General features: G+C 56.5%; 7 protein-coding genes, 6 tRNA genes and 1 pseudogene. 10 read left to right on the top strand and 4 right to left on the bottom strand.

What is annotated here, in order from left to right; translation table 11 throughout:
• Positions 1-239 precede the first annotated feature (239 nt).
• The 9 genes and pseudogenes from ACO4XG_RS09460 (at position 240) to ACO4XG_RS09500 (ending at position 4507) form a co-directional block, all read left to right on the top strand.
• Positions 240-313, top strand: a tRNA-Pro gene (locus tag ACO4XG_RS09460).
• 30 nt (positions 314-343) lie between these two features.
• A tRNA-Glu gene (locus tag ACO4XG_RS09465) sits at positions 344-415 on the top strand.
• A gap of 39 nt (positions 416-454) precedes the next feature.
• Positions 455-528: transfer RNA gene (locus tag ACO4XG_RS09470), tRNA-Pro, on the top strand.
• A 30-nt stretch (positions 529-558) separates the two neighbouring features.
• Positions 559-630 (top strand) — tRNA-Glu (locus tag ACO4XG_RS09475).
• A gap of 4 nt (positions 631-634) precedes the next feature.
• Positions 635-707, top strand: a tRNA-Thr gene (locus ACO4XG_RS09480).
• Positions 708-863: 156 nt separating this feature from the next.
• Positions 864-1697 (top strand): annotated as a pseudogene (locus ACO4XG_RS09485) (transketolase); the annotation flags it as partial.
• On the top strand, positions 1694-2635 hold the full coding sequence (locus ACO4XG_RS09490; RefSeq protein ID WP_308509036.1) for a transketolase family protein: 942 nt from the start codon (positions 1694-1696) through the stop codon (positions 2633-2635). The pseudogene ACO4XG_RS09485 and the gene ACO4XG_RS09490, both read left to right, overlap by 4 nt.
• A gap of 43 nt (positions 2636-2678) precedes the next feature.
• Positions 2679-3779 (top strand): DegT/DnrJ/EryC1/StrS family aminotransferase, encoded by a 1101-nt coding sequence (locus tag ACO4XG_RS09495; protein ID WP_308509037.1) that lies wholly within the window; start codon positions 2679-2681, stop codon positions 3777-3779.
• Positions 3780-3787: 8 nt separating this feature from the next.
• Entirely contained in the window at positions 3788-4507 is a 720-nt protein-coding gene (locus tag ACO4XG_RS09500; protein ID WP_308509038.1) for an HAD family hydrolase, read from the top strand.
• A 190-nt stretch (positions 4508-4697) separates the two neighbouring features.
• Here the strand turns inward: ACO4XG_RS09500 and ftsH are convergent, their stop codons facing one another.
• The 4 genes from ftsH to ACO4XG_RS09520 all read right to left on the bottom strand — a co-directional run bounded on the left by ftsH (position 4698) and on the right by ACO4XG_RS09520 (position 9605).
• Positions 4698-6587, bottom strand: coding sequence for an ATP-dependent zinc metalloprotease FtsH (ftsH, locus tag ACO4XG_RS09505; RefSeq protein WP_308509039.1), 1890 nt, complete (start codon positions 6585-6587; stop codon positions 4698-4700).
• A gap of 453 nt (positions 6588-7040) precedes the next feature.
• Positions 7041-7114, bottom strand: a tRNA-Val gene (locus tag ACO4XG_RS09510).
• An 84-nt stretch (positions 7115-7198) separates the two neighbouring features.
• Entirely contained in the window at positions 7199-8488 is a 1290-nt protein-coding gene (gene aroA / locus ACO4XG_RS09515; protein ID WP_308509040.1) for a 3-phosphoshikimate 1-carboxyvinyltransferase, read from the bottom strand.
• Between the two features lie 28 nt (positions 8489-8516).
• Positions 8517-9605: a prephenate dehydrogenase/arogenate dehydrogenase family protein gene (locus ACO4XG_RS09520; RefSeq protein ID WP_308509041.1), complete on the bottom strand. Its 1089-nt coding sequence runs from the start codon at positions 9603-9605 to the stop codon at positions 8517-8519.
• A 185-nt stretch (positions 9606-9790) separates the two neighbouring features.
• Here ACO4XG_RS09520 and ACO4XG_RS09525 point away from each other — a divergent pair, with 185 nt between their 5' ends.
• Positions 9791-11902 (top strand): elongation factor G, encoded by a 2112-nt coding sequence (locus ACO4XG_RS09525; protein WP_308509042.1) that lies wholly within the window; start codon positions 9791-9793, stop codon positions 11900-11902.
• Positions 11903-12176: the final 274 nt, after the last annotated feature.

The raw sequence follows: 12176 nt of genomic DNA on the forward strand, positions 1-12176 counted from the left end.
GTGCTCGCTTTTCACATGTCAGGTGGCGATATTTTCTATTTGTGTTATACTCTTTTTGAGCCATGGCGAACCTCCTGGTGTGTTGGTGTGTGGTAGCTTCATCATACCACGAGTTCGTCATCGGCTCTTTTTTATTGTCCTAGTTCATCTTACAATCATCCATTTCCTTTTTCTTTGCAAATTTTTGTTGACAAGTTTGCGGCTGTCCAGTATACTGTCAAAGCATTGAGGAAACAGTTCGAGGCGTGGCTCAGTTTGGTAGAGCGCAGCGTTCGGGACGCTGAGGCCGCAAGTTCGAATCTTGTCGCCTCGATTTGCCCTGAAAAGGGTAGCAACAAAGCAAGGCCGATTGGTCAAGCGGTCAAGACGGAGCCCTCTCACGGCTCAAACCCGGGTTCGATTCCCGGATCGGTCATTTCGAGCGTAAGCTCGGAGAAAAGATACATCATTTTATCGAGGCGTGGCTCAGTTTGGTAGAGCGCAGCGTTCGGGACGCTGAGGCCGCAAGTTCGAATCTTGTCGCCTCGATTTGCCCTGAAAAGGGTAGCAACAAAGCAAGGCCGATTGGTCAAGCGGTCAAGACGGAGCCCTCTCACGGCTCAAACCCGGGTTCGATTCCCGGATCGGTCACTTTGCTTTCGTAGCGCAGTTGGTAGCGCAACGCATTCGTAATGCGTGGGTCGCCGGTTCGAGTCCGGCCGAAAGCTCGATGAAGCTCAGGTGTAAGCCTGAGCTTTTTTGATATTTATTTCAGCGCGATTCGCGCAAGCTTTTTCGCAAGATAGGTTCTTCTCTTATATAGAAGCTTTTGCTATACTGAATCCAAAGTCTGTTTTGGACTTTGGGGACAGGAGGAGACAAATTACATGGATAATCAGGAGCTGAAACGATATGCGCTAAAGCTGCGGAGAGGTATACTCCGCGCCACACATGCGGCTGCGTCCGGGCATCCGGGCGGCTCTCTCTCGGCAACGGAAGTGTTCACGCTGCTTTATTTTGAGGAGTTACACATTGACCCGAAAAACCCGGAAGATCCGAAGAGAGACCGCTTTGTGCTTTCGAAGGGTCACTGCGCACCCGGCCTTTACGCGGCGCTCGCGGCGCGCGGCTTTTTCCCGGAGGAAGATCTTTTAACTCTCCGTCACATCGGCTCCTATTTACAGGGGCATCCGGACATGAAGCACATTCCGGGTGTCGATATGTCGAGCGGTTCGCTCGGCCAGGGCATTTCTGCGGCGGTTGGCATGGCACTCGCAGCGAAAATCTACGGCGAGTCCTACCGCACCTACGCGCTGCTCGGCGACGGTGAGATCGAAGAGGGAGAGGTCTGGGAGGCAGCAATGCTCGCGGGCTTCCGAAAGCTCGACAATCTGGTTGTAATCGTGGACAACAACAATCTGCAGATTGACGGACCGATTGACGAGGTGAATTCGCCTTATCCGATTGACAAGAAGTTCGAGGCCTTCAACTTCCATGTGATCAATGTGGCGGACGGCAATGACTTTGACCAGCTCCGCGCGGCATTTGCGGAGGCGAGAAATACGAAGGGGTGCCCGACAGCCATTGTCATGAAGACTGTGAAGGGCAAGGGCATTTCCTTCATGGAAAATCAGGTCGGCTGGCACGGCAAGGGCCCGAACGATGAGGAGCTCGCAAAGGCTCTGGCGGAACTGGACAAGGCGGAGGAGATGTTATGAGTCAGGGAAAAAAGATTGCGACCCGCGAGAGCTATGGCAGAACCCTCGCGGAACTTGGAAAAGAACATGAGGATTTCCTCGTACTGGATGCCGATCTCGCGGGCTCCACAAAGACCGCGGTGTTCCGTAAGGCATTCCCGGAGCGTCACATCAACTGCGGCATTGCCGAGCAGAACATGATTGGTGTCGCAGCCGGCATTGCCGCGACCGGACGCGTTGCGTTTGCGAGTTCATTCGCAATGTTCGCGGCGGGCAGAGCCTATGAGCAGATTCGGAATTCCGTCGGCTACCCGCAGCTGAATGTGAAGATTGCTGCGACTCACGGCGGCATATCGGTCGGCGAGGACGGCGCAACCCACCAGTGCAACGAGGACTTTGCGCTGATGCGCACCATCCCGGGCATGGTAGTTATGGTGCCGTCCGACGATGTCGAGGCCGAGGCCATGGTGCGCGCCGCGTATGCGCACAACGGACCTGTCTACATGCGCTTCAGTCGCCTCGCAACGCCGGTGTTCAACAATCCCGAGACTTACAAGTTTGAGATCGGCAAGGCGATTACGATGCGCGAGGGCAAGGATGTCGCAATCATTGCGGCGGGGCTTCCGGTCGCTTCGGCGATGGAAGCGGCAGAGAAACTTGCGACCGAGGGCATAGAGGCACGCGTCATCGATATGCACACCATTAAACCGCTCGATGAGGCAGCAGTACTTCGCGCAGCCAAGGAAATCGGTAAGATTGTCACGGTTGAGGAGCACTCGATCATCGGCGGTCTCGGCTCCGCGGTCGCGGAAGTGCTTGCGGAACAGTGCACGGCGAAGTTAAAGCGCGTCGGCATTTACGATCGCTACACGGAATCCGGCCCCGCAGAGGCGCTGATTCATCACTACGGTCTGGACGGCGAGGGCGTGTACAGCGCAGTCAAGGCATTTCTCGCGTAACGGCACGGAGACCGCAACAGGCCTGAGAGGTAGGGGGGAGAGAATGGAGAAAAAAATACTGGTGACGCGTTCTTCGCTGCCGCCGCTCGAGGAGTATGTCGAAGAGATTCGCGATATTTTTGAGAGTCGCTGGCTCACCAACATGGGAGTCAAGCACGAGGCATTGACCGAGGAACTCCGTCGCTTTTTCGACGTGCCGGAGGTCACGCTCTTTCAGAACGGTCATCTCGCGCTCGAGTTCGCCCTGCAGGCGTTAGGTCTCCGCGGCGAAGTGATTACGACGCCCTTTACCTTTGCTTCGACGACCTGGGCTATCGTCCGCGCGGGACTGACACCGGTCTTTTGCGACATTGATCCCGAGACTTACACCCTGGATCCGGCAAAACTCGAGGCGCTGATTACCCCGCGCACGGCGGCAATTCTGCCCGTCCACGTCTACGGCACGCTCTGTGATACCGACGCACTCGCGGAGATTGCGGCGCGCCATCATCTCCCGCTGATTTATGATGCGGCACATGCGTTCGGCGTGCAAAAAGACGGAAAGAGTGCGGCCTCGTTCGGTGATGTCGCGATGTTCTCGTTCCATGCGACCAAGGTGTTCCACACAATTGAGGGCGGTGCGGTCTGCTGTCATGATCCGGAACTGAGTCAGAAACTGTTCCGAATCAAAAATTTCGGCATTCAGGAGAATGAGACCTACTGTATCGGCGGCAACGGCAAGATGAACGAATTCGAGGCGGCCATGGGGCTCTGTAACCTCCGGCATTTTCCCGAGGAGATTGTCAAGCGAAAGCAGGTCTATGAGCGGTATCGGGAACGGCTCACAAGTGTCACAGGACTTAAGCTTCCGCCGCAGCAGGCGAATGTGACGCCGAACTACGCTTACTTCCCCGTCGTCTTCTTGGACGCTTATGGGGAGACGCGGGATGAGGCCGCAGAGCGCCTGCAGGCGAGAGGCTACTTCCCGCGGAAGTACTTTTATCCCTGCACCAACGCATTTCCGTTCCTCGGACAGCGCTACACACCGGAGAGCACGCCGATTGCGGCGGCCGTTTCCAGACGTGTGCTGACCTTGCCGCTCTACGCGGATTTGGAGCTCGCGGACGTGGACGAAATCTGCCGCATCCTGCGGCGTGAAGTTTGAGAGGAAGCATGATTAAAGCAATTATTTTTGACCTCGACGATACGCTCTATGACTTCAAGGCGGCTCATCGGGCAGGCGCAGACGCTTGGGCAGCCTATGCGAGAGACCGGTTCCGGCTCCCCGAAGAGCAGACGCGCCGCGAGATAGAAGAGCTGATTGCCGAGCAGGCAGAGAAAATGGGACCCATTGCGGCGTCTCATAACCGCGTGTTGCGTGCGGAACTCTGGCTTGCGAAGCGGAACCTCCCTGTCTTTCCGCACGCGGCCGCGCTCGCGGAGCGCTACTGGCAGGCACTGCTTGATACGATGGTGCCGAATGAAGGCGCCGTCGAAATGCTCCGGGATTTGCAGATGCGGGGCTTTCTGATCGGCATCGGCACGAATATGACCGCTTATGTGCAGTACAAGAAGATTGAGAAACTGGGGCTTGGCGACATCGTCGACTTCATCGTGACAAGCGAGGAGTGCGGCGTGGACAAGCCGCTCCGCCACTTCTTCAAGTACAGCGCGAAGAAGGCAAACGAGACGCTGGCGCGCGCGGGAAGAGCGGAGCGCATCGAGATGAATGAGATTCTCTTTGTCGGAGACTCCGTAAAACACGATCTTGAGGGTGCTCATGCGGCAAAGATGCAGGCTCTGCTCTTTGACCCGGAGAATGCGCACCCGGAAGAAGAGGAGCGGATACAGTCTTTTCGAGAGATTTCGGAAGTGCTGGAGCGCCTGGGATGATGTAAATATAATCTTGCAAACAACAAAGCCCCCTTATCGATATCAATCGATAAGGAGGCTTTTGCGTTACAGCAAGCCTTAAAGATGAAGCTCTGTTTGCCGGTCAAATGAAAGCCCCCGGAATTACCGTTCGACTGCGGTGAATCCGGGGGCTGCTTGTTCATACGCTTAAACGCATATTTCGCGTTGCTTAGAGCGTCGGCTGCGCCTGTGCGAGCGAAGCATAGGCAGAGGGGCGGTTCAGAATGTCCATGAACTGCTCACCGGTGATGGTCTCCTTCTCGTAGAGGTACTGCGCAAGCTCATTTAACTTATCCTTGTTCTCGCGGAGCAAGGCAACGGCCTTGTCGTGCTGCTCCTGCACCAGGGCGACAACGCGCTTATCGATTTCCTCGAGTGTCTTTTCCGAGCAGGTTGAAGTGCTCTCATCGCCGAGGTAACGGCTGTTGCGCTGGGAGAGCTGTACCATGCCGAACTGCTCGTCCATGCCGTACTGGGTGATTAAGGCTCTCGCAATCTTGGTCGCCTGCTCAATGTCATTCGAAGCGCCGGTTGTGATGACGCCGAACTCCACTTCCTCTGCGGCGCGACCCGCGGTATAGGTGCAAATCTTATTCAACAGGTCTTCTTTGGTGTAGAGGTATTTATCGTGTTCCTCGACCTGGAGGGTATAGCCGAGCGCACCGGAGGTGCGGGGAATAATTGTAATTTTCTGTACCGGCGCAGAGTGGCTTTGCAGCGCGGCGACCAGAGCGTGACCAATCTCATGATAGGCGACGGTCGCCTTCTCTTTGTCGGTCAGCACCGCATTTTTCTTCTGGTAGCCCGCAATGACGGTCTCGACGCTCTCTTCGAGGTCTTGCTGGTTTGCAACCTTGCGGCCGCTTCGAACCGCGCGGAGCGCAGCCTCATTGATGATGTTCGCGAGCTCGGCGCCGGAGGCACCGGAGGCCATGCGCGCAATCGTGTGGAAGTTGACATTGTCCGCGAGGCGCACCTTCTTTGCGTGCACTTTGAGAATTTCTTCTCTGCCCTTTAAATCCGGGAGTTCCACCGGGATGCGGCGGTCAAAGCGGCCGGGGCGAAGGAGCGCCGGATCCAGGGATTCGGGGCGGTTGGTCGCCGCGAGTATGATGACACCCGAGTTGCCCTCAAAGCCGTCCATCTCGGTGAGCAGCTGGTTTAAGGTCTGCTCGCGCTCGTCGTTTCCGCCGAAGGAGCCCGCAGAGCGTTTGCCGCCGATGGCATCCACCTCGTCGATAAAGACAATGCAGGGGGCTTTCGCCTTGGCCTGCTGGAAGAGGTCGCGCACCTTCGAGGCTCCCATACCCACAAACATCTCGACGAACTCCGAACCGGAAATCGAGAAGAAGGGGACATTGGACTCTCCGGCGACCGCCTTCGCAAGCAGGGTCTTACCGGTTCCGGGCGGGCCGACGAGCAATATGCCCTTCGGCATCTGCGCGCCGATTGCGGTGTACTGACTCGGATCTTTTAAGTACTGCACAATCTCTTGCAGACTCTCCTTGGCCTCGTCCTCCCCGGCGACATCGTGGAAGTGGATGCCGTCTGTGGACTTCACATATTCCTTGGCGTTACTCTTGCCGAAGTTGCCGAAGGGGCTGCCGCCGAGACCGCCGCCCATGCCGCCCATCTTGGAGGCGAGCGAGCTGAACTGGCGGCTCAGAATCTGCCAGAAAATGATCATGAAGATAATCGGGATGACCCAGTTGTAGAGGAGCTTCTCCATGGGCGTCTGGACATGGACGATGTCGGTGCGGAAGTCCGCGCCCGCATTGTAGAGCCGCTGGGTGAGATCGGGGTCTGTCATGACACCGGTCTTATAGATGGCACTCTGTCCCTTTTCCGTGAAGACAATCTGATTGGTGTCAACCTGGACCTTATCGATTTTCTTTTGCGAGGTCAGGTCCATGAAGACATTGTAGGAAACTTCTTTGACCCTTGCATTTTGTAACTGCGGAACAATGACCGTGTTCAGAATTAGGGTAATCAGAAGAATCACAAAGTACAGATTGGGAATCAGCGGTGTGGGCTGTTTGGGATTCTTGTTCTCCTGCATGGTTTCTCCTTTGCTTTGATATGTTATATAGTTTGTAGCACAGTAGAGCAGGATACGCAAGAGAACATGTGAAAAGTTTATCAAAAGATTAGAAATGAACGCTTTCGGCGCTGCTGTAGAGGAAGGATGAGCAAAAACAAGCGGGAAGCGGTAAAACAAGAATGAGAATCAAGCAAGGCAGAGAGAAGTGAGAAAGAAAAGGAAAGGAGCGCCGCTTAAGATGAGCGTACAAAGTGTATCCGCAGAAGAAAGGGCGTGAAAGAAGAACGATGCGGCAAGAGACAAAATAGCGGGAAAAAAAGCCAGCAAAAGAAAGAGAGTGAAAGAAAGAGAAGATGAACCGGAAGCGATCAAGTTCGAGAAAAGGAGTGGCTGCCGATCAGGGCTGAGAAGAAAAATCGAGGGATTTACGGCACAAAAAAACTCTGCCGATCATCGACAGAGTTACGTTCATGGGACCGAGGAGGCTCGAACTCCTGACCTTTCGCGTGTGAGGCGAACGCTCATCCCAGCTGAGCTACGATCCCGCAAAGCACTTGTTTATAATAGCACATCAGCTCCAAAATGCAAGTGCTTTTTAGGAAGAGCTGAAAAAATGTGGTCAGAGGCCTTTAATTCCGGAGACGCTCGAGGTCCTCGTAAAAGGTCGGCGCGGAGATGTTGACGCACTCGGGATGGGTGATTTTCACATCTCCGTCGGTGACGAGCGAGAGAATCGCAAAGCTCATCGCGACGCGGTGATCGAAGTAGCTCTCGACTTCGCCGCCGTGAAGGGCGCCGCCGCCGTCGATGATGAGGCCGTCCTCGGTCTCCGCTACCTTAGCGCCGAGGCGGGAGAGCCCCTCCGCCATGGTGTGAATGCGGTTCGACTCTTTCACTTTCAATTCGGCGGCATCGCGGATCACGGTGCGTCCCTCGGCGCAGGCTGCGGCGACTGCGAGTACCGGAAGTTCGTCAATCAGACGGGGAATCAGCTCGCCGCCGATTTCGGTGCCGTGAAGCGACGCGTGGCGAACCAAAAGGTCGGCTGCCGGTTCGCTGTCCTCATTCCGGACATCCAGCACCTCTATGTTTGCGCCCATCGCGCGGAGTGCGGAAATGACGCCGTCTCTCGTCGGGTTGATGCCGACATTCCGAAGTACTACCTCGCTGCCCGGCACGATGCTCGCACCAACCAGAAAGAAGGCAGCGGAGCTGATATCGCCCGGCACGGAAATTTCCGTGCCGTAGAGATTTTCGGTCTCGGAGACGGTGATGGCTGGGCGCCCCTCGAAGCTGCCGGTCGAGACCTTGGCGCCGAAGGCGCGGAGCATGCGCTCGGTGTGGTCGCGGGAGAGCGCGGGTTCGGTGACCGTGGTCTGGCCGGAGGCATAGAGCCCGGCGAGCAGCACGGCGGATTTCACCTGAGCAGAGGCAATCGGCGAGTTAAAGTGAACGCCGTAGAGCTGTTTGCCGCGAATCGCGAGCGGCGCACAGTCATTGCCGGAGATGCTCTTGATATCGGCGCCCATTGCGCAAAGCGGTGTGATGACGCGCTTCATCGGGCGGCGTTGAATCGAGGCATCGCCGGTCAGAACGGACGAGAAGCGCTGCGCGGCGAGCACGCCGCTTAAGAGCCGGGTGGTCGTGCCGCTGTTGCCGCAGTCGAGCGCTTCCGCAGGCGGCATGAGCTCCCGGAGTCCTCGCCCGAGAATCGTCACAGAGCTGCCGCGCTGTTCAATCCGAACGCCCATACTGCGGAAGCAGCGTATGGTGGAGAGGCAGTCCTCGCCGGGCAGAAAGCCCTCGATTTCGGTCGTACCGGTCGCGAGCGAGCCGAACATCACGGCGCGGTGCGAGATGGATTTGTCGCCGGAAATGACGAGAGAGCCGCGGAGCGGCGTGGAAGCGGATAAGTGCATGGAAACTCCTTTCTCTGCGCGGAGCAGATCAGCGGTTCATCTCGAGTTCAAAGCCGTAGCCGTTTAAGAGGGCAGCGGCCTTCTGGCAGCTGTCGGCATCATAGAATTCAATGCGGAGCGCGCCGTCGCCGCTCTCCCGGTTGTGGTTGATGCCGATATTTTTGACATTTACATTTCCGGCGGCGAGAATCGCGGCGATAATCGAAATCGCACCGGGTCTGTCGGCAACATGCACCGAGAACGAGTACTGCGCGCTGAGGAGGCCTGCGGCGTCACTGAACTGGTCGCGGAACCGGCCGGATTTCAGAAAGAGTTCGTGAATCGCCTGCATATTGTCGTCCCGCAAGGCAGTGCGGATTCCCGTGAGCGCATCCATGTAGCTGTCAAAGACGGTGAGTACAGCGTCCCGGTTGGCCGAAAAAATCTGCTGCCACATGATGGGCGAAGAGCTCGCAATGCGGGTGATGTCCTTAAAACCGCCGGCTGCAAGTGAGCGCATGGTGTGCGCCTCGTTGTCCGTGTCCTTCACGAGGTTTACGAGCGCAGCCGCAATGAGATGCGGGAGATGAGAAATGGTCGCGACCGCGCGGTCGTGGGTCGCGGCGTCGATCACATAGGGGTTCGCAAGCATACGGAGTACGAGCGCCTCCATCCGCCGAAGCATCTCCGGGCGCGTCTCGGCGGTCGGGCAGAGCAGATAAAAGATGTTTTCGAGGAGCAGGGCATCCGAATAGATATAGCCGCTCTTTTCGGAACCGGCCATCGGGTGACCGCCCACGAACTGCGCGCCGAGGCCGAGGCGCAACACTTCCCGCTCTATGCTCTGTTTGCTGCTGCCGACATCGGTAATCAGCGTGTCCGCTGTCAGAATATTGCGGAGTGCGGCGAGATAGCTGCTGTTGGTCTCTACCGGCGCGCAGAGAAACACTGCGTCACAGTCGGCGAGGCAGGGCTCGGTGCCGGTGAGAATGCGGTCTACCGTGCCGTCCGCGCGCGCCTCTTCCAACATTTCCCGCGAGGGCATGTAGGCATAAATTTGACAGTCCGGCTCCCCAGCTTTCAGTGCCTTTGCGATAGAGCCGCCGATCAGTCCGAGACCGATGAAACCGTAAGTCATATGTAACCTCCTAACAATTCTTTCATTTTATCGGCTCTGACTGTGACTGTCAATAAAGGCAAAATTGTGCGCTATGCTGTAAACGCCTTGCAATTTTATGTTAAAATTAGTAGAATAATCAGAGATAAAAGCTCGGCCAAAACAGCTGTTATCGGGATATCAACGAATAGGAGGAGCTGTTCACAATGAAAGTTTACGAGACTTCACAGATTCGAAACGTTGTGCTCATGGGACACGGAGGCGCCGGTAAGACGACGCTCGCAGAGGCTTGCGCCTTTGTCGGCGGTGCGATTAAGAAAATGGGAAGCGTTTCGCAGGGCACAACACTCAGCGATTACGATAAGGAAGAGCAGCGCCGCGGTTTCTCAATCAGCACAGCGCTGATTCCGGTCGAATATACGGATCAGGACGCAGAGCCGGTGAAAATCAATTTCCTCGACACCCCCGGCTATTTTGACTTTGTCGGCGAGGTCGAAGAGGCGGTCGCGGCGGCGGATGCGGCCGTGATTGTGGTCAACTGCAAGGCCGGCCTGGAGCCCGGTACGATTAAGGCTTGGGAGCTCTGCGAAAAGCTTCGCCTGCCGCGTATCTTTTTTGTGACCAATATGGACGATGACAAGGCGAGCTACCGCGAGCTGCTCTTAAAGCTCGAGTCCCGCTTCGGAAAGCGCGTTGCGCCCTTGCACCTGCCGATTCGCGAGAACGAAAAGTTTGTGGGGTTTGTCAACGTCGTCAAGATGAAGGGACGCCGTTTTGCGGAGCACAGCGCAGAGTACACGGATTCCGACATTCCGGATTACTCCGAGCACAACTTAAAGATTGCGCGCGAGGCGCTGCTCGAGGCGGTCGCGGAGTCGAGTGAAGCTTTCATGGAGCGCTACTTCTCCGGCGAGAGCTTTACCGAGGAGGAAATTTATACGACGCTCCGCGAACAGGTCGCGACCGGTGACATGGTTCCCGTCATGATGGGCTCTGGTGTGAATGCGCAGGGCGCAAACGCACTGATGAATGCGATTGTCCGCTACTTCCCCTCCCCCGAGAGAGCGGCGCGGGACAGCGGCGTGGATTTAACGACAGGCGAGCATCTGGTCGCCAACTATAAGCCGGATGTGAATCTCTCGATGAAGGTCTTTAAGACCATCGCGGATCCGTTCATCGGCAAGTACAGCCTGGTAAAGGTCTTGACCGGCGTGCTCCGTCCGGACAGCGAGCTCTTTAACACCGGCAAGGAAGTTGAGGAGAAGAGCGGCAAGATTTATGTGCTCCGCGGCAAGGAGGCAATCGAAGTCACCGAGCTTCGCCCGGGCGATATCGGCGCGATGGCAAAGCTGAACGAGACCGAGACCGGAGACACACTCGCGAAGAGGCAGGCACCGATTCTCTACAATCCGCCGCAGATTTCGAAACCCTATACCTATAAGGCATATGTCGCAAAGAATAAGGGGGATGAAGATCGCATTGCCTCCGGACTCGCGAAACTCATGGAAGAGGATCGCACGCTCCGCACCGAGGTCGATGCCGAAAATCGCCAGTCCCTGCTCTACGGCATCGGAGACCAGCAGCTTGAAATTGTTGTGAGCAAACTCGCGAGCCGCTATAAGGCTGAAATTGTGCTCGAGAAGCCGCGCTTTGCGTTCCGCGAGACCATACGGAAGAAGGTTGAGGCGGCGGGACGCTATAAGAAGCAGTCCGGCGGTCACGGTCAGTTCGGCGATGTCAAGATGAGCTTTGAACCCTCCGGTGATCTCGAGAAGGCCTATGTGTTCGAGGAGCAGGTCTTTGGCGGCGCGGTTCCGAAGAACTACTTCCCGGCGGTCGAGAAGGGCATTGCAGAGTGCTGCAAGAAGGGCCCGCTCGCGGCATACCCGGTGGTCGGTCTGAAGGCAGTGTTGCTCGACGGTTCTTATCACCCGGTCGATTCCTCCGAGCTTGCGTTCAAGATGGCGGCGAGCATCGCGTTTAAGAAGGGCTTCCTCGAGGCGATGCCGGTACTGCTCGAGCCGATTGTGGCGCTCACGGTGCGTGTGCCGGATGCGAACACCGGCGATGTGATGGGCGATTTGAACCGCAGAAGAGGCAGAGTGCTCGGCATGGAGTCCGATCACCACGGCAGACAGCTGATTCACGCGGACATTCCGGCGTCCGAACTCTACGGCTACGGCGCAGACCTTCGTTCCTTAAGCGGCGGTCTCGGCGAGTTCTCTTACGAGTTCAGCCGCTACGAACAGTGCCCGGGCGATGTGCAGAAGCGCGAGGTCGAGGCGAGAGCTTCGCTTTTGAAGGGCGATGAAGAGTAAAAAGAAGCGTGTATCCCCGGCACCTCAGTGTGCCGGGGATTTTTCGCTGTTGATAGCCCCTTCCTAAAATCGAAGCACTTGTGGAGGCCGGGGACGTTCAAGAGATCTTGGATGCCGTGGACGGTTTTGTTATCGATAATATTCTCGGTCATGAACATGCAAAGCCTTATTTTGAGAAAATTCATCGAGATCATAAAAATGTAAGTGCCTTCCGGCTGGAGTTTCGCGCTGCTTCGTGCGAAAATAGAGGCGGTCACCGATGGAAGTAACCACG

This window comes from Stomatobaculum sp., from assembly GCF_057248925.1.

Excerpts from the sequence above, each read along its gene's own strand:
- ACO4XG_RS09490 (WP_308509036.1), top strand. The coding sequence starts at position 1,694 with ATGAGTCAGGGAAAAAAGATTGCGACCCGCGAGAGCTATGGCAGAACC.
- ACO4XG_RS09495 (WP_308509037.1), top strand. The coding sequence starts at position 2,679 with ATGGAGAAAAAAATACTGGTGACGCGTTCTTCGCTGCCGCCGCTCGAG.
- ACO4XG_RS09500 (WP_308509038.1), top strand. The coding sequence starts at position 3,788 with ATGATTAAAGCAATTATTTTTGACCTCGACGATACGCTCTATGACTTC.
- ftsH (WP_308509039.1), bottom strand. The coding sequence starts at position 6,587 with ATGCAGGAGAACAAGAATCCCAAACAGCCCACACCGCTGATTCCCAAT.
- aroA (WP_308509040.1), bottom strand. The coding sequence starts at position 8,488 with ATGCACTTATCCGCTTCCACGCCGCTCCGCGGCTCTCTCGTCATTTCC.
- ACO4XG_RS09520 (WP_308509041.1), bottom strand. The coding sequence starts at position 9,605 with ATGACTTACGGTTTCATCGGTCTCGGACTGATCGGCGGCTCTATCGCA.
- ACO4XG_RS09525 (WP_308509042.1), top strand. The coding sequence starts at position 9,791 with ATGAAAGTTTACGAGACTTCACAGATTCGAAACGTTGTGCTCATGGGA.